28 protein-coding genes and 1 tRNA gene are annotated in these 23,271 nt (G+C 64.1%); 21 read left to right on the top strand and 8 right to left on the bottom strand.

Features of this window, described 5'->3' with window-relative positions; genetic code table 11:
• Positions 1-43 precede the first annotated feature (43 nt).
• The 9 genes from hisF to K7G19_RS23805 all read left to right on the top strand — a co-directional run bounded on the left by hisF (position 44) and on the right by K7G19_RS23805 (position 5,840).
• Complete coding sequence (hisF, locus tag K7G19_RS23845; protein ID WP_149319708.1) at positions 44-814, top strand: imidazole glycerol phosphate synthase subunit HisF; 771 nt, start codon at positions 44-46, stop codon at positions 812-814.
• Positions 815-816: 2 nt separating this feature from the next.
• Positions 817-1,224: a phosphoribosyl-AMP cyclohydrolase gene (gene hisI, locus K7G19_RS23840; protein ID WP_149319707.1), complete on the top strand. Its 408-nt coding sequence runs from the start codon at positions 817-819 to the stop codon at positions 1,222-1,224.
• On the top strand, positions 1,224-1,616 hold the full coding sequence (locus K7G19_RS23835; RefSeq protein WP_150082610.1) for a phosphoribosyl-ATP diphosphatase: 393 nt from the start codon (positions 1,224-1,226) through the stop codon (positions 1,614-1,616). Before hisI ends, K7G19_RS23835 begins: the two co-directional genes overlap by 1 nt.
• Before the next feature lie 85 nt (positions 1,617-1,701).
• Entirely contained in the window at positions 1,702-2,109 is a 408-nt protein-coding gene (locus K7G19_RS23830) for a hypothetical protein (protein ID WP_223819515.1), read from the top strand.
• 74 nt (positions 2,110-2,183) lie between these two features.
• Entirely contained in the window at positions 2,184-2,540 is a 357-nt protein-coding gene (locus K7G19_RS23825; RefSeq protein ID WP_149319705.1) for a histidine triad nucleotide-binding protein, read from the top strand.
• 151 nt (positions 2,541-2,691) lie between these two features.
• A complete protein-coding gene (tatA, locus tag K7G19_RS23820) occupies positions 2,692-2,934 on the top strand; it encodes a Sec-independent protein translocase subunit TatA (RefSeq protein WP_149319704.1) in 243 nt (80 codons plus the stop codon).
• Between the two features lie 145 nt (positions 2,935-3,079).
• On the top strand, positions 3,080-3,595 hold the full coding sequence (gene tatB / locus K7G19_RS23815; RefSeq protein ID WP_149319703.1) for a Sec-independent protein translocase protein TatB: 516 nt from the start codon (positions 3,080-3,082) through the stop codon (positions 3,593-3,595).
• Positions 3,596-3,720: 125 nt separating this feature from the next.
• Positions 3,721-4,509 (top strand): twin-arginine translocase subunit TatC, encoded by a 789-nt coding sequence (tatC, locus tag K7G19_RS23810; protein WP_149319702.1) that lies wholly within the window; start codon positions 3,721-3,723, stop codon positions 4,507-4,509.
• A 236-nt stretch (positions 4,510-4,745) separates the two neighbouring features.
• Positions 4,746-5,840, top strand: coding sequence for a porin (locus K7G19_RS23805; protein WP_149319701.1), 1,095 nt, complete (start codon positions 4,746-4,748; stop codon positions 5,838-5,840).
• A gap of 502 nt (positions 5,841-6,342) precedes the next feature.
• On the opposite strand, the gene K7G19_RS23800 is transcribed toward K7G19_RS23805, so the two are convergent.
• On the bottom strand, positions 6,343-7,533 hold the full coding sequence (locus K7G19_RS23800; RefSeq protein WP_150082608.1) for a Do family serine endopeptidase: 1,191 nt from the start codon (positions 7,531-7,533) through the stop codon (positions 6,343-6,345).
• 19 nt (positions 7,534-7,552) lie between these two features.
• Between K7G19_RS23800 and K7G19_RS23795 the strand changes: the two genes are divergently transcribed.
• Positions 7,553-8,299, top strand: a complete 747-nt coding sequence (locus K7G19_RS23795) for a Nif3-like dinuclear metal center hexameric protein (protein WP_226109528.1) — start codon at positions 7,553-7,555, stop codon at positions 8,297-8,299.
• A 76-nt stretch (positions 8,300-8,375) separates the two neighbouring features.
• On the opposite strand, the gene mscL is transcribed toward K7G19_RS23795, so the two are convergent.
• Positions 8,376-8,807, bottom strand: a complete 432-nt coding sequence (gene mscL, locus K7G19_RS23790; protein WP_149319698.1) for a large conductance mechanosensitive channel protein MscL — start codon at positions 8,805-8,807, stop codon at positions 8,376-8,378.
• 232 nt (positions 8,808-9,039) lie between these two features.
• Here mscL and petA point away from each other — a divergent pair, with 232 nt between their 5' ends.
• The 6 genes from petA to K7G19_RS23760 all read left to right on the top strand — a co-directional run bounded on the left by petA (position 9,040) and on the right by K7G19_RS23760 (position 13,386).
• Positions 9,040-9,657, top strand: a complete 618-nt coding sequence (gene petA, locus K7G19_RS23785) for a ubiquinol-cytochrome c reductase iron-sulfur subunit (RefSeq protein ID WP_149319697.1) — start codon at positions 9,040-9,042, stop codon at positions 9,655-9,657.
• 2 nt (positions 9,658-9,659) lie between these two features.
• A complete protein-coding gene (locus K7G19_RS23780; RefSeq protein ID WP_149319696.1) occupies positions 9,660-11,063 on the top strand; it encodes a cytochrome b in 1,404 nt (467 codons plus the stop codon).
• Between the two features lie 26 nt (positions 11,064-11,089).
• Entirely contained in the window at positions 11,090-11,833 is a 744-nt protein-coding gene (locus K7G19_RS23775; RefSeq protein ID WP_149319695.1) for a cytochrome c1, read from the top strand.
• Positions 11,834-12,070: 237 nt separating this feature from the next.
• Positions 12,071-12,682 carry a glutathione S-transferase N-terminal domain-containing protein gene (locus tag K7G19_RS23770; RefSeq protein WP_006575790.1) on the top strand — a complete coding sequence of 204 codons (612 nt, stop codon included), beginning with the start codon at positions 12,071-12,073 and terminating at the stop codon, positions 12,680-12,682.
• Between the two features lie 53 nt (positions 12,683-12,735).
• Positions 12,736-13,230: a ClpXP protease specificity-enhancing factor gene (locus tag K7G19_RS23765; RefSeq protein ID WP_226109492.1), complete on the top strand. Its 495-nt coding sequence runs from the start codon at positions 12,736-12,738 to the stop codon at positions 13,228-13,230.
• 80 nt (positions 13,231-13,310) lie between these two features.
• Positions 13,311-13,386: transfer RNA gene (locus tag K7G19_RS23760), tRNA-Thr, on the top strand.
• Between the two features lie 86 nt (positions 13,387-13,472).
• Here the strand turns inward: K7G19_RS23760 and K7G19_RS23755 are convergent.
• Complete coding sequence (locus K7G19_RS23755) at positions 13,473-14,168, bottom strand: FadR/GntR family transcriptional regulator (protein ID WP_226109490.1); 696 nt, start codon at positions 14,166-14,168, stop codon at positions 13,473-13,475.
• Between the two features lie 133 nt (positions 14,169-14,301).
• On the bottom strand, positions 14,302-15,633 hold the full coding sequence (locus K7G19_RS23750) for an MFS transporter (RefSeq protein WP_226109488.1): 1,332 nt from the start codon (positions 15,631-15,633) through the stop codon (positions 14,302-14,304).
• Positions 15,634-15,835: 202 nt separating this feature from the next.
• Between K7G19_RS23750 and K7G19_RS23745 the strand changes: the two genes are divergently transcribed.
• Positions 15,836-16,396 carry an ureidoglycolate lyase gene (locus tag K7G19_RS23745; RefSeq protein ID WP_226109487.1) on the top strand — a complete coding sequence of 187 codons (561 nt, stop codon included), beginning with the start codon at positions 15,836-15,838 and terminating at the stop codon, positions 16,394-16,396.
• Positions 16,397-16,517: 121 nt separating this feature from the next.
• Here the strand turns inward: K7G19_RS23745 and K7G19_RS23740 are convergent, their stop codons facing one another.
• Together K7G19_RS23740 and K7G19_RS23735 are read right to left on the bottom strand one after the other, a co-directional pair.
• Positions 16,518-16,910: a hypothetical protein gene (locus K7G19_RS23740; RefSeq protein ID WP_226109485.1), complete on the bottom strand. Its 393-nt coding sequence runs from the start codon at positions 16,908-16,910 to the stop codon at positions 16,518-16,520.
• Positions 16,903-17,292, bottom strand: coding sequence for a DUF2164 family protein (locus tag K7G19_RS23735; protein ID WP_226109483.1), 390 nt, complete (start codon positions 17,290-17,292; stop codon positions 16,903-16,905). The genes K7G19_RS23740 and K7G19_RS23735 overlap by 8 nt, the downstream gene beginning before the upstream one ends.
• A 241-nt stretch (positions 17,293-17,533) precedes the next feature.
• Here K7G19_RS23735 and K7G19_RS23730 point away from each other — a divergent pair, with 241 nt between their 5' ends.
• The 3 genes from K7G19_RS23730 (at position 17,534) to K7G19_RS23720 (ending at position 20,194) form a co-directional block, all read left to right on the top strand.
• Positions 17,534-18,493 carry a glycosyltransferase gene (locus K7G19_RS23730; protein WP_226109481.1) on the top strand — a complete coding sequence of 320 codons (960 nt, stop codon included), beginning with the start codon at positions 17,534-17,536 and terminating at the stop codon, positions 18,491-18,493.
• A 172-nt stretch (positions 18,494-18,665) separates the two neighbouring features.
• Positions 18,666-18,941, top strand: a complete 276-nt coding sequence (locus K7G19_RS23725) for a type II toxin-antitoxin system Y4mF family antitoxin (RefSeq protein WP_226109479.1) — start codon at positions 18,666-18,668, stop codon at positions 18,939-18,941.
• Positions 18,941-20,194, top strand: a complete 1,254-nt coding sequence (locus tag K7G19_RS23720) for a type II toxin-antitoxin system HipA family toxin (RefSeq protein ID WP_226109477.1) — start codon at positions 18,941-18,943, stop codon at positions 20,192-20,194. The genes K7G19_RS23725 and K7G19_RS23720 overlap by 1 nt, the downstream gene beginning before the upstream one ends.
• Positions 20,195-20,206: 12 nt before the next feature.
• Here K7G19_RS23720 and K7G19_RS23715 read toward each other — a convergent pair whose 3' ends face one another.
• The gene (locus tag K7G19_RS23715) at positions 20,207-20,434 is read right to left on the bottom strand and encodes a hypothetical protein (protein WP_006575803.1); all 228 of its coding nucleotides are present in this window, start codon (positions 20,432-20,434) and stop codon (positions 20,207-20,209) included.
• A 293-nt stretch (positions 20,435-20,727) separates the two neighbouring features.
• Here K7G19_RS23715 and ettA point away from each other — a divergent pair, with 293 nt between their 5' ends.
• Complete coding sequence (gene ettA / locus K7G19_RS23710) at positions 20,728-22,395, top strand: energy-dependent translational throttle protein EttA (RefSeq protein WP_150082596.1); 1,668 nt, start codon at positions 20,728-20,730, stop codon at positions 22,393-22,395.
• 99 nt (positions 22,396-22,494) lie between these two features.
• On the opposite strand, the gene K7G19_RS23705 is transcribed toward ettA, so the two are convergent.
• Positions 22,495-23,271 carry an enoyl-CoA hydratase/isomerase family protein gene (locus tag K7G19_RS23705; RefSeq protein ID WP_226109475.1) on the bottom strand — a complete coding sequence of 259 codons (777 nt, stop codon included), beginning with the start codon at positions 23,269-23,271 and terminating at the stop codon, positions 22,495-22,497.

The following is a 23,271-nucleotide window of genomic DNA, read 5'->3' as shown; positions in this document are numbered from 1 at the left end:
CGCGTCGCGCCGCGCCTGCGCGCGCCGCGTGGCAAGGATTCCGATGCTAGCCAAACGTATCATCCCCTGCCTGGACGTGACCAACGGGCGGGTGGTCAAAGGGGTCAACTTCGTCGAATTGCGCGACGCGGGCGACCCGGTCGAGATCGCGCGCCGCTATGACGAGCAGGGCGCGGACGAAATCACATTCCTCGACATCACCGCGACCAGCGACGGCCGCGACCTGATGCTGAACATCATCGAGGCGGTGGCCTCGCAGGTGTTCATTCCGCTGACGGTCGGCGGCGGCGTGCGCACCGTCGAGGACGTGCGCCGCCTGCTCAATGCCGGCGCGGACAAGATCAGCGTCAATTCGTCGGCGATCAGCAATCCGCAGCTGGTGTCGGACGCCACCGCGCGCTACGGCTCGCAATGCATCGTGGTGGCGATCGACGCCAAGCGCAGCTCCGCACCGGGCGAGCCGCCGCGCTGGGAAGTGTTCACCCACGGCGGGCGCAAGGCGACCGGGCTCGACGCGGTCGAGTGGGCGCGCGAAATGGCGCGCCGCGGCGCCGGTGAGCTGCTGCTGACCAGCATGGACCGCGACGGCACCAAGAGCGGCTTCGATCTCGAACTGACCCGCGCGGTCAGCGACGCGGTCGGCGTGCCGGTGATCGCCTCGGGCGGCGTCGGCGGGCTGCAGGACCTGGCCGACGGCATCCGCATCGGCCATGCCGACGCGGTGCTGGCGGCGAGCATCTTCCACTACGGCCAGCACACGGTGGCCGAGGCGAAGGCATTCATGGCCCGCGAGGGCATTCCGATGCGGGTTTGACGATGCAAAAGAAGTGGCTCAACAAGGTCAAATGGGACGACCACGGCCTGGTGCCGGTGATCGTGCAGGAAGTCGGCTCCAACGACGTGCTGATGTTCGCCTTCATGAATCGCGAGGCGCTGCAGCGCACCGTCGAGCTCGGCGAGGCGGTGTTCTGGTCGCGTTCGCGCAAGCGGCTGTGGCACAAGGGCGAGGAGTCAGGCCATGTGCAGAAGGTGCATGAGATCCGGCTCGATTGCGACGAGGACGTGGTGCTGCTGAAGGTCACGCAGGCCGGCGACATCGCCTGCCACACCGGCCGCCATTCCTGCTTCTTCCAGAAATTCGAGGGCGACGTCGAGGACGGCGACTGGCAGACCGTCGAACCGGTGCTGAAGGACCCCTCGTCCATCTACGGCAGCAATCACTGATGAGCGACTCTTCTGCGAACCAGGCCGACGCGCTGGCCGACGTGCTCGCGCGCGTGGCCGCGGTGCTCGAATCGCGCAAGCCCGAACACGGCGGCGATCCCGACAAATCCTATGTCGCGCGGTTGTTTCATAAAGGCGACGACGCGATCCTGAAGAAGATCGGCGAGGAAGCGACCGAAACGGTAATGGCAGCCAAGGACGCGCGCGCCGCCGGCCTGGCCGGCCCCGCGCTCGACAAGGTCGTCTACGAGGTCGCGGACCTGTGGTTCCACAGCATGGTGCTGCTGGCCCGCTTTGGCCTGAGTCCGGCCGACGTGGTGGCCGAACTGGCGCGCCGCGAGGGGCTGTCGGGACTGGCCGAAAAGGCCGCGCGCACGGCCGAGCCGAAGTGAGCGCCGGCGCCCCTCGGCGGGCGGCGGTGTATCGTGTGGCACAGTATCGTCTGGACCGAACCGTGCGCACACGCAAGGAGGTGCAATGAGCAACGACTATCCCGGCCAGGACTATCCCGGCCAGGTGGTGCCCAGCAGCGGCGGCGCGCAGCTCGACAGCCTGCGCAAGCTGACCCATATCCTGTACGGGCTGTATGCGATTTTCTGGCTGACCGGCGGCATCACCGCGCTGATCGCGATCATCATCAACTACGTCAAGCGCGACGACGCGCGCGGCACGCTCTATGCATCGCACTTTGCGTGGCAGATCCGCTCGTTCTGGTGGTCGGTCGCGTGGACCGTGCTGGGGGGCGTGCTGTTTGCCACCGTGGTCGGCATCGCACTGGCCTTCATCGTCTGGGGCCTGTTGTCGCTGTGGATTCTTTACCGTATTGTCAAAGGCTGGTTGTATTTGAACGACAGCAAGCCGATGTACCCGGAGCAGCGTTTCTAGATTTCCGGACGGCGCGAACCGGGCCAGGCTGAATTCCGGCTTGCCGGTGTCCTTCACTTCGCAATGAAACTTTCATGAACGCACACGAGAATTGCATCTTCTGCAAGATCGTCGCCGGCCAGATACCGTCGCGCAAGGTGTACGAGGACGCCGACATGCTGGCGTTCCACGATATCCATCCGAAGGCGCCGGTGCACTTCCTGATCATTCCGAAGGTGCATGTAGACTCGCTCGCCGACTGCGGCCCGGGCGAAGGCGACGTGCTTGCTAAAATGCTGCTCAAGGCGCCGCAGCTGGCCCGCGAGGCGGGCTGCGGCAATGGCTTCCGCACCGTGATCAACACCGGTTCGGATGGCGGCCAGGAGGTCTATCACCTGCATCTGCACGTGATGGGCGGGCCGCGGACCGAATGGAAGGTCGCGCTGCCGTAGGCCGCCGCGGCAAGCCTGGAGTAAAGAATGACGTCCTGCCGCTCGCGGCGGACGGAACAGCGCCGGCTACCGTCGCCCGGCGTGCGAGCTCGGACGGAACAACGGGTCCGCGTGGCAAGGTGCCGCGCGGGGCTTCATCAGGAGCAGGAAAATGGGTTCGTTTAGCATTTGGCATTGGCTGATCGTGCTGGTGATCGTCATGCTGGTCTTCGGTACGAAGAAGCTGCGCAATATCGGCCAGGATCTGGGCGGCGCGGTCAAAGGCTTCAAGGACGGCATGAAGGATCCCAACGCCCCGGCGGGCGAGGACACCGCCGCCGGCACGCCCAAGGAACTGCGCGACTCGACCACGATCGACGTGGACGCCAAGGAAAAGTCGCGCCAGCAGCAGTAATCCGCATCATGCAGTCAGTCGGCGTCCGGCCGGCGCGGCCCCGCATCGGCCGGGCCGGCCCCCGGTACACTGATTCCCTCCTTCCTCCGGGCGGCGGCGCAGGGCATTGCGCCCGGCCGCGCCCGGCACTGGCATTGAATCCCGCATGATCGATCTGGGCATTTCCAAGCTGGCGCTGATCGGCGCGGTCGCGCTGATCGTGATCGGTCCCGAGCGGCTGCCCAAGGTCGCCCGCACCGTCGGTGCGCTGGTCGGGCGCGCGCAACGCTATATCAGCGATGTGAAGGCGGAGGTCAGCCGCGAGGTCGAACTGGACGAACTGCGCCGCATGCGCACCGAATTCGAGGAAGCCGCGCGCGATGTCGAGCGGACCATCCACAAAGAGGTCAACGAGCAGGCGCAGTCGCTGAACGAGGCGTTGTCCGGCGACACCAGCGAGATCGGTACCCCCGCCGGCACCGATGTGCCTGCCTCGTATGTGCCGAGCTGGGACAGCGCGCACAAGATGCACAACGGCCGCAAGAGCTGGCGCGTCAAGCAGGCCGCCGTGCCGAAGTGGTACAAGCGCCAGAACAACGTCCGCGGCTGGGCGCAATCCGGCGCTGCCCGCGTCAAGCGGCACCGTCCGGCGACGCGTCCCGCCCGTTCTTTCTTCGAGTGACCATGCGGCAGTCCGCCCCGATGCCGGCGGCCGACCGGTCCGCACGTTCGTCGCGCGCCTTGCCGCGCGCGATGTCGCTTTTCTCTTCCCTGTTGTCCGCCCACCGCTGCTGAGCGGCTGCCGCCATGAGCGAATCGCGTTCTCCCGATCCCCAAGACGAATCCCCGCAGGAAACCTTTATCTCCCACCTGGTGGAGCTGCGCGAGCGCATCGTCAAGGCCGTCGCCGGCGTGCTGGTGGTATTCGTCAGCCTGGTGTACTGGGCGCCGGATATCTTCAACCTGTTTGCGCGGCCGCTGATGGAGTCGCTGCCCAAAGGCGGCAAGATGATCGTGACCGACGTGACCGGCTCGTTCTTCGTGCCGATGAAGGTCACGTTGCTGGTCGCTTTCCTGATCGCGTTGCCATGGGTGCTGTACCAGGTCTGGCAATTCGTCGCGCCCGGGCTCTATCAGCACGAGAAGCGGCTGATCATGCCGCTGGTCACGAGCAGCTATCTGCTGTTCCTGTTCGGCGTCGCCTTTGCCTACTTCCTGGTGTTTCCGACGGTGTTCCACTTCATGGCGCACTACAACGCGCCGCTCGGTGCCGAAATGTCGACCGACATCGACAAGTATCTCGGCTTCGCCATGACGACGTTCCTGGCGTTCGGCATCACCTTCGAGGTGCCGGTGGTCGTCATCGTGCTGGTGCGCTTCGGCGTGGTGGAGCTGGAGAAGCTCAAGCAGATCCGCCCGTATGTGATCGTTGGCGCCTTCATCATCGCCGCCATCGTCACGCCGCCCGATGTGCTGTCGCAGCTGTTGCTGGCGATCCCGCTGATCCTGCTCTACGAGCTTGGCCTGCTGATGGCCAAGGTCATCGGCCGTCCGCTGCCCAATGACGGCGCCGCAAAAGAGTCGCAAGCCGACTGATGAGGGCAAGAGGGCGCAAACCTTGCGTCCTTTTTGCACCAAAATGGGGAAAATCACCGTTTCTCCTGTTGCTGTTCAGCAACAAAAGCCGCCCTCAGGAACGGTTTACGACGAAAAAGCCTTCTGAGCGCGCGGGAGCCTGACACATAATACGCAGCAGACGTGATGGTGAATGCGTCGCCCATGCACTTGGGCAACCCAAGATTTCCCAATCAGTTGACAAGGAAAGTGTCGATATGAAGATGAAACTGTTTGCAGCTGCAGTCGCCGCCCTGGCCGCTGGTGGTGCCTACGCCCAGTCGAGCGTGACCCTGTACGGCGTGGTCGACGCTGGTATCGAGTACAACAACAACGCTGGCCCGAACGGCGACAACCTGTTCCGCATGCAGTCGGGCGGCCAGTCGGGCTCGCGTTGGGGCCTGCGTGGCGTGGAAGACCTGGGCGGTGGCCTGAAGGGTCTGTTCGTGCTGGAAAGCGGTTTCGACATCGATACCGGTCGCTCGGGCCAAGACAATCGTCTGTTCGGCCGTGCTGCCTACGTCGGTCTGCAGAACCAGTTCGGCACCCTGACCCTGGGCCGTCAACAGACCGTGATGTATGACTTCGGTCTGCAATTCGACCCGATGGCGATCGCTCCGCGTTACTCGATCACGTCGATCGCTCCGGAATTCCAATCGCGTGCGGACAACACCGTCAAGTACGTCGGCAAGTTCGGTGGCCTGACCGCGTCGGCCATGTACTCGTTCCGTAACGAAGGGCAGGAAGAGGCTGGTGCCTTCCGCCGCGGCCAAGAGTACGGCGCGCTGCTGAGCTACGCTGCTGGCCCGTTCGCGGTCGGTGCTGCGTACGACGAAACCCATGGCACGACCGTTGCTGTGCCGGGCGCTCCGGCTGGCACCGTGGTTGACGCCAGCGGCCGTCGTATCCGCCGCGCGACTGTCGCCGGTTCGTATGCTTTCGGCCCGGCCAAGGCATTCGTGGGCTACCGTTGGGCGAAGGCTGCTGACGGCGCCGTTCTGCCGGGTGCACCGAGCGTCGACAACAGCACGTCGAACCTGTACTGGGCCGGCCTGGCTTACCAGCTGACCCCGGCCTTCTCGGTTACCGGCGCTGCGTACTACCAAGACTTCCGCCGCACCGGTGCGGATCCGTGGCAGTTCGCGCTGACCGGCGACTACGCCCTGTCGAAGCGCACCGACATCTACGCATCGGTGTCGTACGCTCTGAACAAGGACGGTTCGCAGCTGGGCGTTGCTGGCTACGGTCCGGCGAATGTTCAAGCCGACAAGGACCAGATCGGCGCCATCGTTGGCGTGCGTCACAAGTTCTAATTTGACGCGAGCGATCGCATCAAGTTAGCTTGATCGAAACGCCGGCATCCTTCGGGATGCCGGCGTTTTGTTTTGTGGTGTCCTGATCGTTGTTGTTATGGGCTTCGAGAAGGCGCCCGGCCAGGAAGCCGAGCTGGCCACGTCGGCGACCAGCGCGCGATCGGACGGTAGGGCCGCGGCGGGAGTCAGGCCAAGCCCGCGTCCACGAAAAGACGCGCCGTCAATAGCGTTGTCCGCGCCCGTCCCGCCCGCGGGATAACGCACCCGCCCGTGGAGATGGCCTTGCCCAGTGGCCGGCGACAATGCAACGCGCGCTTCAGAAGGAGCCGGGTTCCGAAACGTCCCACCGCCACGGTGCCGCGCGCGCTACAGCCTGCGGTGGCCAATTGGTGCGGGCACAACGGTACCTCCCCGCGCTCGGCTCCCCGATCCATAGACGCCAATAAAAAGCCCCTTGGCATCACCAAGGGGCTTTTCAGTTCATCGCACGTTCAGAACGTCTTCAATCTTCCTCGTCGTAAGGCAACACGCGCCGCGGTGGAGGAGGGCGCTTGCCGATCGTCACCGTCACCTCGGTCGGCTTGCCACGGCGTACCACCTTCATCTTCACTTCCGTACCCGGCTTGAGCTGCGCGATCGCATTGAGCAGTGCCGTGGTATCCGTGATCGGTTGATCCTGCACGGCAACCAGCACATCGCCCGGCCGCACGCCGGCCTTGTCTGCGGGGCCGCCTTGCACGATCGCGGCGATCAGCGCGCCTTCCTTGGCCTCGAGCCCGAACGATTCGGCGATCTCCGGCGTCATGTCTTGCGGCTCGACGCCGATCCACCCGCGCGTCACCGAGCCGGTCGAGATGATCGACTCCATCACCTGCTTGGCAGTGGACACCGGAATCGCGAAACCGATGCCCAGCGAGCCGCCCGAACGCGAGTAGATGGCCGTATTGATGCCCAGCAGATTGCCCTGCGCGTCGACGAGCGCGCCACCCGAGTTGCCCGGGTTGATCGCCGCGTCGGTCTGGATGAAGTTCTCGAAGGTATTGATACCGAGATGGCTGCGGCCCAGCGCGGACACGATACCCATCGTCACGGTCTGGCCGACGCCGAACGGGTTGCCGATCGCCAGCACCACATCGCCGACCTTGACGTTCTCGAGGCGTCCCAGCGTGATGGCCGGCAGATCCTTCAGCGTGATCTTGAGCACTGCGAGATCCGTTTCCGGGTCCGAGCCCACCACCTTGGCGTTGGCCTTGCGGCCGTCGGTCAGCGCGACCTCGATCTCGTCGGCGCCGTCCACCACATGATGGTTGGTTAGAATGTAGCCCTCGGCGCTGACGATCACGCCCGAGCCCAGGCTCGACACCGGCTCCTGCCGCTCGGGCAGCCGGTCACCGAAGAAGAAGCGGAACCACGGATCGTCGGCCTGCGGGTTGCCGCGGCGCGCGCCGTTCTTGCTGGTGAAGATATTGACCACCGCCGGCATCGCCAGCTGCGCCGCCTCGCTATAAGAACGTTCCGCGGATGGGCCTGTGACGTTCGGCACCACTTCCTTGAGCGCGACGATCGGCGAACCGGATTGGACCGCGACGCGCCCGCGTTGCAACCATTCCGGTTTCAATGTCGCCACGACAAACCAGATGGCCAGCACAACCGTGACGGCCTGGGCAAAGAACAGCCAGAAGCGGCGCAACATATTGGAGTTTGGGCTGAAAATGAAAACAAAAGAGCTTGAATTGTACTTGAACGACCTGTTGGAAGTCCCCCGCTACAAGGACTATTGCCCGAACGGTCTGCAAGTACAAGGTCGGCCGGAAGTCACTCACATCGTGACGGGAGTGACGGCCAGTGCCGCGCTGCTCGATGCCGCCATCGAAGCCGGTGCCGATGCGATCCTGGTCCATCACGGCTATTTCTGGCGCGGCGAAGATGCTCGCGTCATCGGCCAGAAGCATGGCAGGCTGCGCCGCCTGCTGGTGTCCGATACCAATCTGCTGGCCTATCACCTGCCGCTGGACGGCCATCCCGAACTAGGCAACAACGCGCAGCTGGGGCACGAACTTGGGCTGAATCCGACCGGCCGCTTCGGGGACGACCAGCTCGGCTGGACCGGCACGTTGCCGCAATCGATGACGCTGCGCATGCTGGCCGACCACATCGCGGGCGTGCTCGGGCGTGAGCCCCTGGCGATCGGCGATCCGGACCAGCCCGTTCGGACAGTGGGCTGGTGCACCGGCGGCGCGCAGGGCTATTTCGGCGCGGCGATCGCCGCCGGAGTCGATGTCTATCTGAGCGGGGAGGTCTCCGAGCAGACCACGCACCTGGCGCGCGAGAGCGGCGTCGGCTATATCGCCGCCGGCCATCACGCCACCGAGCGCTATGGCATTCAGGCGCTCGGCACCCATCTGGCGCAGCAGTTCGGCCTGCGCCATACCTTCATCGACATCCCGAATCCGGTCTGAGCGAGGTGCGAACGCGGTCTGACCGAATGGTCCGCCCGCGACGCCGCAACGCCGGGGCGCCGCGGCCCCCGGGGCCTCAGGCCCGCGTCGTCTTCAGGCTGTCGCGGATCTCGCGCAGCAGCTTGATGTCTTCCGGATCTTCGGGCGCCGGTGCCGGCGGCTCGGCAGCGCGCAGGCGATTGATCGCGCGCACCATCATGAAAATGATGAAGGCCAGGATCAGGAAGTTGACCAGGATGGTCAGGAAATTGCCGTAGGCAAATACCGGCACGCCGGCCTTTTTCAAGGCATCGAGCGTCATTGGCGTTCCGGCTGGCGGGTCGGACAACACCAGAAACAGATTCGAAAAGTCCAGTTTGCCGATGATGCGGCCGACCAACGGCATGATCAGGTCATTGACCACGGAATCCACGATTTTTCCGAAAGCTGCGCCGATAATCACGCCGACCGCGAGGTCGACCACGTTCCCGCGCATCGCGAAGGTCTTGAATTCCGACATCATGCTCATGGCTTAACTCCTTGCTGTTGTTCATTTTTCACCACGGACCGCAGCGCAAGACTGCCGCAAGGATGCCGCAAACGCAAGCCTGTCGCGGCATTCGGGCCGATCGGCGGGGCTGCCTTGCACGCTCGCGCGATGACCGAACACCCCCGGGTTACCGCGCTTTCACTGCCCAATGTGCCTAAGGTACAATTTACGGTTGACGCAAAATCTAAATTGACTTCCCCTGGGGTTTGGAATGAATGACCAGCAAAGCGTGAAGAGCGTGGATAAGGGGCGTCGCAACTGGTTGATCGCGACGTCTGTGGCTGGCGGCATCGGAGGAGTGGCGGTTGCGGTGCCGTTTGTCAGTACCTTTGCACCGTCGGAAAAGGCCAAGGCGGCAGGTGCGCCGGTCGAGGCCGACATCAGCGGGCTCAAGCCCGGCGAAATGATGACGGTCGAATGGCGCGGCAAGCCCGTCTGGATTCTGCGTCGCACGGAGGAGATGCTGGCGTCGCTGAAAAAGACCGACGCCGAAGTGGCCGACCCGAACTCGGAAATTCCGTTCACGATGGAAACCCCCGAGTATTGCAAGAACGAAACCCGTTCCCGGCCCGAGCACAAGGACATCCTCGTCGTCGTCGGTATCTGTTCCCATCTCGGTTGCTCCCCGTCCGGCCCGTTCGCGGCTGGCGCCAATCCCACCCTCGGTTCCGACCCCGGTTTCCTTTGCCCGTGCCACGGCTCGACCTTCGACCTGGCAGGCCGCGTCTTCAAGAACAAGCCGGCACCGCAGAACCTTGACGTTCCCCCATACCAGTTCCTCACCGACACCACGATCGTGATCGGCAAAGACGAAAAAGGAGAGGCTTGATCATGGCGGCGGAAAAGCAAGTCAAGACGACCGGCCTGCTGGGCTGGATCGACGCGCGCTTCCCGGCGACGCAGCTGTGGGAAGACCATCTGTCCAAGTACTACGCGCCGAAGAACTTCAACTTCTGGTACTTCTTCGGCTCGCTGGCGCTGCTGGTGCTGGTGATCCAGATCGTCACCGGCATCTTCCTGGTGATGAACTACAAGCCGGACGGCACGCTGAACGCCGCCGGCATCCCGGTGGCCTATGCCAGCGTCGAATTCATCATGCGCGAGGTGCCCTGGGGCTGGTTGATCCGCTACATGCACTCGACCGGCGCCTCGGCGTTCTTCGTGGTCGTCTACCTGCATATGTTCCGCGGGCTGCTGTACGGTTCGTACCGCAAGCCGCGCGAGCTGGTCTGGATCTTCGGCTGCCTGATCTTCCTGACGCTGATGGCCGAGGCCTTCATGGGCTATCTGCTGCCGTGGGGCCAGATGTCGTACTGGGGCGCCCAGGTGATCGTCAACCTGTTCTCGGCGATCCCGGTGATCGGCCAGGACCTGTCGCTGTTCATCCGCGGTGACTATGTGGTCAGCGACGCGACGCTGAACCGCTTCTTCTCGTTCCACGTGATCGCGGTGCCGCTGGTGCTGCTGGGCCTGGTCGTCGCCCACATCATCGCGCTGCACGAGGTGGGCTCGAACAACCCGGATGGCGTCGAGATCAAGGCCAACAAGGACGAAAACGGCGTGCCGCTCGACGGCATCCCGTTCCACCCGTACTACTCGGTGCACGACCTGATGGGCGTGGGCGTGTTCCTGATCATCTTCTCGGCCGTGATCTTCTTCTTCCCGGAGATGGGCGGCTACTTCCTGGAACACAACAACTTCTTCCCGGCTGATCCGCTGAAGACGCCGCCGCACATCGCCCCGGTCTGGTACTTCACGCCGTTCTATTCGATGCTGCGTGCCACCACGGCCAACTTCCTGCCGATCCTGTGGATCTTCTTCGCCGTGCTGCTGGGCATCCTGTTCCTGCGCAGCAAGAGCCTGAAGGTCAAGGGCATCGCGGTCGCGATAGCGGTGCTGCTGGCGCTGGGTTTCTACTTCATCGACGCCAAGTTCTGGGGCGTGGTGATCATGGGCGGTTCGGTGATCATCCTGTTCTTCCTGCCCTGGCTCGACCATTCGCCGGTCAAGTCGATCCGCTACCGTCCGGCTTTCCACAAGACGATCCTGATGGTTTTCGTCGCGTTCTTCCTGATCCTGGGCTACCTCGGCGTGCAGCCGCCGTCGCCGGTCGGCGAAAAGGTGTCGCAGCTCGGTACGCTGCTGTACTTCGCTTTCTTCCTCGCCATGCCGCTGTGGAGCCGCGTCGGCACCTTCCAGCCGGTGCCCGACCGCGTGACGTTCAAGCACCACTAAGCCAGGCCCAAGGACAAGGAACAACGATGAAAAAGCTGCTTTCCATTCTCGCGCTGGCCGGCGCGTGCTTCGCCGGTGCGCCCGCCATTGCGGCCGAAGGGGGCTATCCGCTCGAGCCGGCGCCGGTCAACACCAGCGACCTGTTCTCGCTGCAGCGTGGCGCCAAGCTGTTCGTCAACTACTGCCTGAACTGCCACGGCGCGTCGATGATGCGCTACAACCGCCTGCGCGATATCGGCCTGACCGAAGACCAGATCCGCGAAAACCTGATGTTCACCGCGGACAAGGTCGGTGAAACGATGACCATCGCGATGCAACCGAAGGACGCCAAGGCCTGGTTCGGCGCGGCGCCGCCGGACCTGTCGGTGATCGCCCGCGCCCGCGGCGACGCCTGGCTGTATACGTATCTGCGTACCTTCTACCGCGACGACACCCGCGCGACCGGCTGGAACAACCTGGTCTTCCCGAGCGTCGGCATGCCGCACGTGCTGTGGGAGCTGCAGGGCCAGCGCGCCGCCAAGTTCGCCGACGTGGAAGAGCATGGCGAAAAAGTGCACAAGTTCGTCGGTTTCGAACAGCTGACGCCCGGCAGCATGACGCCGCTGCAGTACGATACCGCCGTCGCCGACCTGGTCGCCTATCTCGACTGGATGGCCGAGCCGGCGCAGAACCATCGCCGCCGTCTGGGCGTGTGGGTCCTGCTGTTCCTGGGCATCTTCACCGTGTTCGCCTGGCGCCTGAACGCCGCCTACTGGAAAGACATCAAGTAATCCCGGTAGACCGCCCGAGGGCTAGCGCGGAGTTGCGTATGCGACACCGCCTGGCCCTTTTTCCTTTGTGACGGAATGAAAATGGATACGGCACGGACGGGCCGCATGCGTCGCCCGCCAAGCCACTGATCCGGCATTCCGTTACGCTATTTGTAACGAATTTGCTTTCCGATGGTGGGTTCTGACAGAATGTTTGACCCAACTTCGGCCTAGCGCCGCCTCCAAGGAATCCCAACCATGATGGTGTTGTATTCGGGCACCACCTGCCCGTTCTCTCAGCGTTGCCGCTTGGTCCTGTTCGAAAAGGGCATGGACTTCGAAATCCGCGACGTCGACCTGTTCAACAAGCCGGAAGACATCTCGGTGATGAATCCCTACGGCCAGGTGCCCATCCTGGTCGAGCGCGACCTGATCCTGTACGAATCCAACATCATTAACGAGTACATCGACGAGCGCTTCCCGCACCCGCAGCTGATGCCGGCCGACCCGGTCCAGCGCGCCCGCGCCCGCCTGTTCCTGTTCAACTTCGAGAAGGAACTGTTCACCCACGTCTACGTGCTGGAGAACGAAAAGGGCAAGACGGCGGAAAAGAGCCACGAGCGTGCACGCGGCGCGATCCGCGACCGCCTGACGCAACTGGCGCCGATCTTCGTCAAAAACAAGTACATGCTCGGCGAAGAGTTCTCGATGCTGGACGTCGCCATCGCGCCGCTGCTGTGGCGCCTGGACCACTACGGCATCGAACTGTCGAAGAACGCCGCGCCGCTGCTGAAGTACGCGGAACGGATCTTCAGCCGCCCGGCCTATATCGAAGCGCTGACCCCGTCCGAAAAGGTGATGCGCCGCTAAGCCGGCCCGGCCCGAGTTCGCTCGGGCCGCCGCGCGACGCCTCTGGAAGTCATATGCCTGAAACCTCGACCAAGCCCTACCTGATCCGCGCCATTTACGAATGGTGCACGGACAACGGCTTCACTCCGTATATCGCCGTGTTCGTCGACGCGAACACCAACGTGCCGCGCGAGTTCGTCAAGAACAACGAGATCGTGCTGAACGTCAGCTTCGACGCGACCAGCGGTCTGGAAATGGGCAACGAGTGGATCAGCTTCAGCGCCCGCTTCGGCGGCGTCTCGCGCAAGCTGGACGTGCCGGTCGATAACGTGCTGGCGATCTACGCGCGGGAAAATGGCCAAGGCATGGCCTTCCCGGTCGAGCGCAGCGTGCCGGAAACCCAGGCCGCGACCGAACGCGAACTGAATCCGCCGCCGAAACTGGCGCCGGTGGAAAGCGAGGGCGCGTCCCAAGCCGACGGCGCCGACGCTGCGGACGACGACGATCCGAATCCCCCGCCGGTACCGCGCATCGGCACGCGCAAGCCTTCGCTGAAGGTCGTCAAGTAAGCCCCTTCGACCGGCCAGTTCTGGCCGGTCAACCATCGCCAATGCAGGCCGCTTGCAGTAGAATCGCGGTCTGCATTTATGCCGGCTTAGCTCATCAGGTAGAGCAGTTGATTTGTAATCATCAGGTGGCGGGTTCGAGTCCTGCAGCCGGCACCAAATATTAAAAGGGTCACGCGAATATTCACGTGACCCTTTTTCATTTACCGGCCCTCATAACCACACGCCCGATTCCGCCGTCACGATCACCTAACATCCAAACTCGTCGGAAAATGCACCCCCGCCCGCTGCGCCGCCTGCACGATGTGGTCCGCCATCGCCCGCTGCGCCAGTGAAGGATCCCCGGCCGCCAGCGCATCGATGATCGCCGTGTGCTCGTTGAACGTGGCCCGCCGCGCGCCGCGCTTGTAGAAGGGCAGGCGCTGGCTCTCCTGAATGATTTCCGCACTGTTGCGCAGAATCTCCGCAATCGCGCGATTGCCGGAGATCGCGATGATCTGCATGTGGAAATCGAAATCGAGCTGCGCCGCCTGGGTGAAGTCCGACGCTTCGATGCAGGTCTGCATCGCTTCCGCGTTGGCACGCAGCGCGTCGATGTCGGCCGGCTCCGCCACCAGCGCAGCGAGCCGCGCGGTGAAATTCTCCAGCGCGAAGCGCAGTTGGTAGATGTCGGTCAGCGAATGCGAGTCGGCGAAGCGCCAGGGATGGGCAGAGGGCGCAGGGCCTTCCGCGACGTACACGCCCTTGCCCGGGCGCGCCACGATCAGACCCAGTCCCTGCAAGGTCGAGAACGCCTCCCGCAGCGAGGTCCGGCTGATGCCGAGGCGCTCGGAGAGCTCGCGCTGGGACGGCAGCAGCGAGCCTGCGGGGTAGGTGCCGTCGTTGATCCATTGCTGGATCAGCCGGGCGGCATTGGCGGCGACTGCGGTCGAGTTGAACATGCCTGATGTCTGAACGAGGAAGAGCGCCGAGGCAGGATCGGGCTAGGACGCGCCGGTCGCGCATCGCAGCGGAGGGGCGCCGCTCAGGCAGACGATTGTACCCCAGCGTCGGCGCGGCCCCGCGCGGCGGCGCCTACTTGTTGACCAGCTTGGCGGGCACCGTGTAGGTCAGCAGGGCGCCCATCAGCAGCACGCCGGCCAGCACGAACATCGCCAGGTTGGTGCTTTGCGTCGCATCCTTGATGAGCCCGATCATGTAGGGGCTCAGGAAGCCGGCGAGGTTGGCGAAGGAGTTGATCATGGCGATGCCCGCGGCCGCGCCGGCGCCGGACAGGATCGCGGTCGGCAGGCTCCAGAACAGCGGCGAAGTCGCGAGGCTGCCGCCGGCCGCGAGCGCCAGGGCGGCGAGAGACCACGCCACGTTGTCGCTGAACACGGCGCTGAGCACCAGGCCGGTGGCGCCGCAGCAGAACGGCACGATCAAGTGCCAGCGGCGTTCGCGCATGCGGTCGGAGCTGCGGCTGACGAGAATCATCGAGCAGACCGCAACCGAGAACGGCACGGCGGTCAGCAGGCCGATATGCAGCGCGCTCGATACGCCGGACTGCTTGACCAGCGTCGGCAACCAGAACGTCAGCCCGTACTGGCCCATCACCGTGCAGAAGCAGATGAAGGCCATCTTGACGATGCGCGTATCGGCGAACAGTGCGCGCAGCGTCGGGTGCGCGTCCTTGGCCTGGCGTTCGTTGGCGATGTTGCGCTCGAGCAGGGCCTTCTCCGATTCGGTCAGCCACTTGGCGGCACGGATATTGTTGTCGAGGTAGAACATCACCGCCACGCCGACCAGCAGCGAGGGGATGGCCTCGAGCAGGAACATCCATTGCCAGCCGCGCAGCCCCGATACGCCCTGCATCGATTCCATGATCCAGCCCGACAGCGGTCCGCCGAAAATGCCCGACACCGGGATCGCACACATGAACAGCGCCACCATCTTCGCGCGGCGGTGCGACGGAAACCAGTAAGTCAAATACAAGATCATGCCGGGATAGAAGCCGGCCTCCGCGGCGCCGAGCAGCAGGCGCAGCACGTAGAACTGCGTCGGCGTGGTGACGAACATCATCGCTGCGGAGATCAGCGCCCACGTAATCATGATGCGCGAGATGGTCGCCTTGGCGCCGATCCTGTGCATCAGCATGTTGCTGGGCACCTCGAAGAAGAAGTAGCCGATGAAGAAGAGACCCGCACCCAGGCCGTACATCGCCTCGCTGAATTGCAGGTCGGCGAGCATGTGCAATTTGGCGAAGCCGACGTTCACGCGATCGAGGTAGGCGACGACGTAGCACAGCATCAGGAAGGGCAGCAGTCGCCAGGCCACCTTGCGGTAGAGCGCGTTCTCTTGCGCGATGGCCGGGATGTCGGCCGCGGACGCCGGCGTAATTGCCGGGCCGGCTTGGTAGGGTGTCATGGCAGGTCTCCTCGTGTCTGTTGTGTCGCCGGGTGGGATTGAAACTGGTATGACCAGTATGATATTTACATCAGGGCGCAACAATAACGCCCTGCATGCGCCCCCACAAATCAGCGTTTACCCGCCGATTTCCGGCATTGACACGGATACGCCATATCGTAATACTGGTAAGACCAGTATGCGAACCTGATTCTGCCTAGCCATGCCTATTCCGACCGAACCCCTGTCCTTGATCGCACAACCGCTGAGCGCCGATGCCTTCGCCCCGTTCGGCGACGTCATCGAGAGCGATGGCCGCGCGTCCATCGCCATCAATCGCGGCATGTGTCATCGCTTTCACGACCTTGCCGAGGTCGACGTGTCCTCGGACGACGGACGCCCGCTGATCAATCTGTTCGAATCGCAGCCCTATGCGCTGCCGCTGGTACTGACCTCGTTCGAGCGGCACCCGCTCGGCAGCCAGGCGTTCATTCCGCTGGGGGATGCGCGGTTCCTCGTCGTGGTGGCGCCGCCTGGCGACACGGTCGAGCCGCATGCGGTGCGGGCCTTCGTCACCAACGGCCGGCAAGGCGTCAACTATCGCAAGGGCGTGTGGCACCACTCGCTGATCGTCACGGAAGGCGTGGCGCGGTTCATCGTCGTGGACCGCGGCGGGCCCGGGAACAACTGCGACGAACTCGAACTACCCGGCGGCGCCACGCTGCGGCTGGACTTGCCGCGGACCGCGCTGGAAAGGGCGTCGCCGGAGGCCACGTTGTTTTGAGTTGCCGGCCGCCGTCAGCGATGTCCGCCTGGGGCGCCCGGCGTGGAAGCATCGGAAGCGGCCAGCGTCCGCCTTCAAGATCCCCGAGATACCTCGTTGTCATGCGAGCGCAAACCGGACGTTATGCCGCTCCCGCGTGCTCGATATCCTCGATACACAGGGACGCAATCTGCCACCGGCCGCCCACGATCACCCATAGCTCGAGAAATTCGAACTGGTGGACAATCTTGCCATCCCGCTTCAAGCATGCCGATCCCGTTACCGTGGCCCAACTCTTGTGCTGCTGGATCCCGATGCCGGTTTCCTTGAACCCTGCCTCGCCGGCCCGCTTGTTCGGAAACTTCTTCCGGCTGCGTTCGATGTAGGCAATCTGATTGGCCTTGGAAACCAGTTCGCCATTCGCCTTCAAGAAGAACGTCGGCGCCTCCAGATAGTCGAGCCAGTCCACCTCGCCGTTCAAGCGGGCGTTGACCCAGACCTCCCTGACCTGCGTCAGCGAATACTTGCTACTCATACTGCAGCAAGATATCCAGCTGCTCCGAAACATCCGCCAGCTTGCGTTCCATTACGCGCTTCGCGTCGAGCACGCCCTCGTTGTAGGCATGCGACCGCACCAGCTTGTACAGCTTTTCGGCAAAGGGCACCACTTCCATATTGCCGACCGATACCTGGAGCTCGCTGTCCAATAGATCGCGGACCGCGGAGGAAAATTGGATCAGGTCGAATTTGTCGTTGTGCATGAGATTCCCGGATCGTTGAAATTGGAGTGGTCCCATCCTCAGTCTTGCTCCCGGAAATGTAATCCATCTGGCAGCGCCGAAGGCATTGACGAGCCAGGCGGGTCGCCGCCGCTTGACCGCCAGCTCGCTGGTCGGCATCGTCGGCCCGAGCGGCATGGACCGAATATCGTCAAGACCCTGCACGACGCCTTCAGAAACGCGACGCAGGATCCGACATACCTGAGGTCGCTGGAGGCCAGCGACCTCCAACCGTCTACCTGAGCAGCGAATATGCGAAGTCCGCCGCCGAGCAGTTCGAGGTCGAAAGTCGGACCGTGCAGCAGCTCGATATCAAGCTGAACTGACGGGGCAGGGCGGAACCCAGCGGCACGACCGAAACCGGGCGCGCCGAGCGGCGATGGCCAGGTTTTCCAGGGCCGTCATGGTCGGTATGCGATCATTGGCCGCAACCGCAGACCCGCTTTCCCCATTAATGCTGTTGAAGTCTCTTTCCAGATTCCGCCGTTCGCAAACCGATCCAGCGCCAGAAGTCGCCATCATCGTCCCCTGCTACAACCAGGCGGGCGTGATCGCCGACACGCTGAAATCGGTGCGGCGCCAGACCTACCGGCACTGGCGCTGCATCGTGGTCGACGACGGGTCGACCGACGATACAGCGCAGCGCGTGCAGTCCTTCGTGCAGAAGGACCGCCGCTTCACCTATATCCGCAAGCAGAACGGCGGCGTGGCGTCGGCGCGCAATCTCGGTATCCGGCTGACCGGCGGCGAATACATCGTGCCGCTGGACGGAGACGACAAGATCCATCCCGACTACCTGCGCCGCGCGCTAGCGCATTTCCGCAGGCATCCGGACACCGCGCTGGTCTACTGCCAGGTCAAACGATTCGGCGCGAAGAAGGGGAAATGGCGGCTGCCCGAATACAGCTATCAGCGGCTGCTGTTCGAGAACATGATTCACAACTGCGCGGTCTATCCGCGCGCGTTGTACGAGCGGACCTCGGGCTATTCCGAAGCGATGAAGCACGGCTTCGAGGACTGGGAGTTCTATATCCGTTTGCTGGAGCCCGAGGCCAAGGTGCATCGGATCGATGCGCCGCTGTTCTACTACCGCATCAGCAAGCGTTCACGCACGACGCAGCAGCTGACGGGCGGACATGAGCGCGAGTCGTTGGCGACGATCTATCGCAACAACACCGACGCGTATTCCGACGTCGTGGCCGATCCGATTTCAAGCTTCAAGACGGCACGCCAACTGTTCCTGCCGGACGTCGTGCGTCGCTACAAGCGGCAGCGCACGCGCATGCATCTGGGCTATCTGGCGGTGATTTTGCTGCTGGCGGTGCAGGCGTTCGATTGAATCGGTAGAACGGCGGGGCTGATGCCCTCCCACGCCGTCGACCCATTCGTTCCCGTGAAGTACAGCACCGCACCAACCCTGCGACCGGTGGTATTACCGAGCGGTAATTTTTTCCCTTGACGATGCGTGGTTCCAATATAAAATTACCGAGCGGTAATATCAGGGGCGCAAGATGGCAGCGGAGAAACAAAACTTCCCGAGCGGTAACTCAGCCGCCAGCGGCATCGTGGTTCACAGCTCGGCCGAACTCGGCGCCGCCATCCGCCGGCGGCGCGAGCAACTCGAACTGAAGCAAACCGATCTCGCCGGTCTCGGCGGTACCGGCAACCGCTTTGTCGTCGAACTCGAGCGGGGCAAGCCGACGGTCCAGCTGCAGAAGGTTCTCGACATCATGGACTTGCTCGGGCTGGAAGTGGTCGTGAAGCCGAAGACCAGCGGAGGCTTGTGATGGCCCGGCCCGAACGGCTCAGCGTCCTGTGGGGCGATGAAGTGGTCGGCACCATCCACGATACCGCGCCATTGGCCTTCGCCTATTCGCCCGCATGGCTCGCCAGGGAGGACCGCTTCCCGGTCGCGGCCATTCCGCTGATGCCGGGATTGCAGGACGCCGAGGTCGTGCAGGCCTTCTTCGAGAACCTGCTGCCCGAGGGGGAATTGCGCGACTATCTCGCGCAGCAGAAGAAGGCGTCCACCTTGTTTTCGATGCTCCTGGAGGTGGCGGGGGACACGGCTGGGGCCTTCGTCATCGTACCGGAAGGCGAAACGCCGAAGCCTCCCACGTACCAGGCGACCTCATGGCAGGCGCTGGGCGCGGCGCTGAGCAAGCCGTCTGCGGCGGCCGTCGATCTGAAAGGCGCCCGCGCGCGGATCTCGCTCGCCGGCGCACAGGACAAGACCAGCCTGGCGATCTTCGACGATGGCGTCCCGCGTCTTCCTCGCGGCGTCGCGCCGTCCACGCATATCCTGAAGCCGGACATCAAGCGCCTCGCCAAGGTATGGCAGTCGGCCGCGAACGAAACCATCGTGATGCGCGTTGCCGCGGAGTGTGGTTTGCCTGCCGCCGAGGTTTTCTATGAACCGATGACGCGAGCATGCGTCGTGCGGCGCTTCGACAGGTACCAGCGGCCGGATGGAACGTTGGGACGGCTCGTCCAGTACGACCTGTGCCAGTTGGCCGGCACGGTGTCCGACCGCAAGTACGAAAAGGAGGGCGGTCCCGGCATCGCGGCCTGCGCCGCTCTGATCCGGCAATGCAGCGTCCAGCCCGCGGTAGACCTGCGCCACTTCCTGAACTGGATCTTCTTCAACCTCTACGTCGACAACAACGACAGCCACGCGAAGAACCTGTCGTTGTACGTGCTGCCTGGGCAAGGCGTGAGGCTGACCCCCTTCTACGATCTGATGTGCACCCGCTTGTATGCCGGGCTGTCAGGGGAGTTCGCGTTTTCGATCGGTGGAGAAAACCGGCCGGGCGAGATTGCGCGCCGGCACGTGGTGGCGATGGCCGAAACCCTTGGCATGCAGCCGCGCTTCGTATTGGGCCAGGCGGCGGAACTGGCGCAACGGATCCCGGGCGCAGTGGCGCGCGCGGTGGAGCACACCTTGCCGTCGTTGCCGCATGGCGCGCGAGATCTCGCGGACCGCCTCGGCCGGTTCATTCAGTCCACGACGCGCAAGGTCTCCGCCCGCATCGTGGCCTGAACCCGCCATCGCTCAATGATGGTGATGATGGTGATGCGCCCAGTGAATATCGTTCGACTCCACGAACGACGCCACCGCGTCCTTGTCCCCGGTGGCGTGGCGCATCATCTCGCCGCACTTGCAGAAGCCCTGGTATGGCGTGATATGCGAGCAGGCCGATACCTTCTGCAGGTACAGGGTCACGGGCTTGTTGCACTTCTTGCACTTGAAGGTCAGCGTGCGGGCGGGTTTGGGGCTCATGGTGGTACTCGGTCGGCAGGAATTTGCCCGAAGGCGAAGGGCACGATGATACCGCGCCGGCGGGCGGCGCCTCGGCCCGCGCTTCGGTCGGTACATCGGCCGGTACGCCGGCCGGCGCGTGGGCCCGTGCAGCGGTCGCCGTGTCGGCCAGCGGGCAGTGCATGGGCCGGTCCAGGAGCAGTGCATGGACCCGTGCATGGGCCAGCGCATCGGCCACCCCATCCGCCCGCCGCCCCCGGTTTGCTACACTGCGCCATCCCCCTCCAACACAGTCATTTCACTGGGTAAGCCGCATGGCACAGTACGTCTATACGATGAATCGCGTGGGCAAGATCGTTCCGCCCAAGCGTCAGATCCTGAAGGATATTTCGCTGTCCTTTTTCCCCGGCGCCAAGATCGGCGTGCTCGGCCTGAACGGTTCGGGCAAATCGACGCTGCTCAGGATCATGGCCGGCGTCGACAAGGACATCGAGGGCGAAGCGATCCCGATGCCGAATCTGAACATCGGCTATCTGCCGCAGGAGCCGCAGCTCGATCCCGAGCAGACCGTGCGTGAAGCAGTCGAGGGCGGTCTGGGCGAGGTGTTCGAGGCGCGCAAGAAGCTCGAGGAAATCTACGCGGCCTACGCCGAGCCGGATGCCGACTTCGACCAGCTGGCCGCCGATCAGGCCAAGTACGAGGCAATCCTGGCCGCCAGCGACGGCAACAATGCCGAGCAGCAGCTGGAAGTTGCGGCCGACGCGCTGCGGCTGCCGCCGTGGGACGCCAAGGTCGGCCATCTGTCCGGCGGCGAGAAGCGCCGCGTCGCGCTGTGCCGGCTGCTGCTGTCGCGTCCCGACATGCTGCTGCTGGACGAGCCGACCAACCACCTGGATGCCGAATCGGTCGAATGGCTGGAGCAGTTCCTGACCCGCTTCCCGGGCACGGTGGTCGCGGTGACCCACGATCGCTACTTCCTGGACAACGCGGCCGAGTGGATCCTGGAACTGGACCGCGGCCACGGCATTCCGTGGAAGGGCAACTACAGCTCGTGGCTGGACCAGAAGGAAAACCGGCTGAAGCAGGAAGAGTCCAGCGAGTCGGCGCGGCAGAAGGCGCTGAAGAAGGAGCTGGAATGGGTTCGCCAGAATCCGAAGGGCCGGCAGGCCAAGTCGAAGGCGCGTCTGGCGCGTTTCGACGAACTGAACAGCCAGGAATACCAGAAGCGCAACGAAACCCAGGAGATCTTCATTCCGGTCGGCGAGCGTCTCGGCAATGAGGTGATCGAGTTCGAGAACGTGTCGAAGGCCTACGGCGATCGGCTGCTGATCGACAACCTGAGCTTCAAGGTGCCGCCGGGCGCAATCGTCGGCGTGATCGGTCCGAACGGTGCCGGTAAATCGACGCTGTTCCGCATGCTGACCGGCAAGGAGCAGCCGGACAGCGGCACGATCAAGATCGGGCCGACCGTCAAGCTCGCCTATGTCGACCAGAGCCGCGACGCGCTCGACGGCAGCAAGACGGTGTTCGAGGAAATCTCCGGCGGCGCGGATGTGCTGACCGTGGGCCGCTACGAGACGCCCTCGCGCGCCTATATCGGCCGCTTCAACTTCAAGGGCTCGGACCAGCAGAAGCACGTCGGCACGCTGTCGGGTGGCGAACGCGGGCGCCTGCATTTGGCCAAGACGCTGATCGCCGGCGGCAATGTGCTGCTGCTCGACGAACCGTCCAACGACCTCGACGTCGAAACGCTGCGCGCGCTGGAAGACGCGCTGCTGGAGTTTGCCGGCTGCGTGATGGTCATCTCGCACGATCGCTGGTTCCTGGACCGGATCGCGACGCATATCCTGGCCTTCGAAGGCGACTCGCACGTCGAGTTCTTCGCCGGCAACTATCAGGAGTACGAGGCCGACAAGAAGCGCCGCCTGGGCGAGGAAGCCGCCAAGCCCAAGCGCATCCGCTACAAGCCGATCGCCCGCTGAAGGCGAAGCGCTTTCCCTCTCCCCCGGCCCCTCTCCCGCCTCGCGGGAGAGGGGAGAAAACCGGCGAAACTACCCCGAAACTTCCCCAGAACTTCCCCATTAGGCCGGCCACTGAAACGGCGCCGGCCGCTTCTCCAGAAACGCCTCGACCGCATCGCGATGGTGCCCGGTGCCCATCGCCAGCGCCTGTGCATTGGCCTCCAGCTCCAGTGCGGTCGCAAGATCTCCATCCGCGGCCACCGCCCGCTTGACCAGGCTGACCGCCATCGGCGAGGCCCCGACAAAGCTGCGCGCGATCGCATGGGCGCGCTGCGCCAGCGCTTCCGGCGGATGAATCTCCATCGCGATTCCCAGCCGCAGCGCTTCCTCGGCCCCGACCTCGCGCGCCGACAGCGTCAGTTCCCTGGCGCGCTGCACGCCGACCACGCGCGGCAGCGTGTGGAAGATCCCGCAATCGGGCACCAGGCCGACCTTCAGGAAGGACACGCAGAAGCGCGCCCGCGGCGTGGCGATCAAAAAGTCCGCCGTCAGCGCCAGGCCGAAGCCCGCGCCGAAGGCCGCGCCATCGACCGCCGCAATGACGGGCTTGTCTAGGCCGATCAGGTCGCGCAGCCATCGATGCAGGTCGCCGAGCCGCTCGCGCCAGCCCTGGTTGTCCAGACCGGCGCTCGCGATATTGCGCAGGTCGCCGCCCGAGCAGAAGTGCCCGTCGGCGCCGGTCAGCACCAGCGCGCGGATGCCGCGGTCGGTCGCGACCACGCGCACTGCTTCGGCGATTTCCTCGCGCATCGCGGGCCCGAGCGCATTGCGCGTCTTCGGATCCTTCAGCGTCAGCGTGGCGACGCCGTCCCGCATCTCGAAGTCGATTCGTTCCAT

The sequence above is a fragment of the Cupriavidus sp. DB3 genome, assembly GCF_020418465.1.
GTDB lineage: Bacteria > Pseudomonadota > Gammaproteobacteria > Burkholderiales > Burkholderiaceae > Cupriavidus > Cupriavidus cauae.
This window is presented reverse-complemented; position numbering and strand designations above follow the sequence as displayed.

Excerpts from the sequence above, each read along its gene's own strand:
- tatC (WP_149319702.1), top strand. The coding sequence starts at position 3,721 with ATGAGCGAATCGCGTTCTCCCGATCCCCAAGACGAATCCCCGCAGGAA.
- K7G19_RS23730 (WP_226109481.1), top strand. The coding sequence starts at position 17,534 with ATGGCCAGGTTTTCCAGGGCCGTCATGGTCGGTATGCGATCATTGGCC.
- mscL (WP_149319698.1), bottom strand. The coding sequence starts at position 8,807 with ATGAGCATGATGTCGGAATTCAAGACCTTCGCGATGCGCGGGAACGTG.
- hisF (WP_149319708.1), top strand. The coding sequence starts at position 44 with ATGCTAGCCAAACGTATCATCCCCTGCCTGGACGTGACCAACGGGCGG.
- K7G19_RS23770 (WP_006575790.1), top strand. The coding sequence starts at position 12,071 with ATGATGGTGTTGTATTCGGGCACCACCTGCCCGTTCTCTCAGCGTTGC.
- K7G19_RS23725 (WP_226109479.1), top strand. The coding sequence starts at position 18,666 with ATGGCAGCGGAGAAACAAAACTTCCCGAGCGGTAACTCAGCCGCCAGC.
- K7G19_RS23795 (WP_226109528.1), top strand. The coding sequence starts at position 7,553 with ATGAAAACAAAAGAGCTTGAATTGTACTTGAACGACCTGTTGGAAGTC.
- K7G19_RS23715 (WP_006575803.1), bottom strand. The coding sequence starts at position 20,434 with ATGAGCCCCAAACCCGCCCGCACGCTGACCTTCAAGTGCAAGAAGTGC.
- tatA (WP_149319704.1), top strand. The coding sequence starts at position 2,692 with ATGGGTTCGTTTAGCATTTGGCATTGGCTGATCGTGCTGGTGATCGTC.
- K7G19_RS23825 (WP_149319705.1), top strand. The coding sequence starts at position 2,184 with ATGAACGCACACGAGAATTGCATCTTCTGCAAGATCGTCGCCGGCCAG.
- K7G19_RS23720 (WP_226109477.1), top strand. The coding sequence starts at position 18,941 with ATGGCCCGGCCCGAACGGCTCAGCGTCCTGTGGGGCGATGAAGTGGTC.
- tatB (WP_149319703.1), top strand. The coding sequence starts at position 3,080 with ATGATCGATCTGGGCATTTCCAAGCTGGCGCTGATCGGCGCGGTCGCG.
- K7G19_RS23800 (WP_150082608.1), bottom strand. The coding sequence starts at position 7,533 with ATGTTGCGCCGCTTCTGGCTGTTCTTTGCCCAGGCCGTCACGGTTGTG.
- K7G19_RS23805 (WP_149319701.1), top strand. The coding sequence starts at position 4,746 with ATGAAGATGAAACTGTTTGCAGCTGCAGTCGCCGCCCTGGCCGCTGGT.
- K7G19_RS23740 (WP_226109485.1), bottom strand. The coding sequence starts at position 16,910 with ATGAGTAGCAAGTATTCGCTGACGCAGGTCAGGGAGGTCTGGGTCAAC.
- K7G19_RS23735 (WP_226109483.1), bottom strand. The coding sequence starts at position 17,292 with ATGCCGCTCGGGCCGACGATGCCGACCAGCGAGCTGGCGGTCAAGCGG.
- K7G19_RS23775 (WP_149319695.1), top strand. The coding sequence starts at position 11,090 with ATGAAAAAGCTGCTTTCCATTCTCGCGCTGGCCGGCGCGTGCTTCGCC.
- hisI (WP_149319707.1), top strand. The coding sequence starts at position 817 with ATGCAAAAGAAGTGGCTCAACAAGGTCAAATGGGACGACCACGGCCTG.
- K7G19_RS23765 (WP_226109492.1), top strand. The coding sequence starts at position 12,736 with ATGCCTGAAACCTCGACCAAGCCCTACCTGATCCGCGCCATTTACGAA.
- K7G19_RS23705 (WP_226109475.1), bottom strand. The coding sequence starts at position 23,271 with ATGGAACGAATCGACTTCGAGATGCGGGACGGCGTCGCCACGCTGACG.
- K7G19_RS23835 (WP_150082610.1), top strand. The coding sequence starts at position 1,224 with ATGAGCGACTCTTCTGCGAACCAGGCCGACGCGCTGGCCGACGTGCTC.
- K7G19_RS23780 (WP_149319696.1), top strand. The coding sequence starts at position 9,660 with ATGGCGGCGGAAAAGCAAGTCAAGACGACCGGCCTGCTGGGCTGGATC.
- ettA (WP_150082596.1), top strand. The coding sequence starts at position 20,728 with ATGGCACAGTACGTCTATACGATGAATCGCGTGGGCAAGATCGTTCCG.
- K7G19_RS23830 (WP_223819515.1), top strand. The coding sequence starts at position 1,702 with ATGAGCAACGACTATCCCGGCCAGGACTATCCCGGCCAGGTGGTGCCC.
- petA (WP_149319697.1), top strand. The coding sequence starts at position 9,040 with ATGAATGACCAGCAAAGCGTGAAGAGCGTGGATAAGGGGCGTCGCAAC.
- K7G19_RS23755 (WP_226109490.1), bottom strand. The coding sequence starts at position 14,168 with ATGTTCAACTCGACCGCAGTCGCCGCCAATGCCGCCCGGCTGATCCAG.
- K7G19_RS23750 (WP_226109488.1), bottom strand. The coding sequence starts at position 15,633 with ATGACACCCTACCAAGCCGGCCCGGCAATTACGCCGGCGTCCGCGGCC.
- K7G19_RS23745 (WP_226109487.1), top strand. The coding sequence starts at position 15,836 with ATGCCTATTCCGACCGAACCCCTGTCCTTGATCGCACAACCGCTGAGC.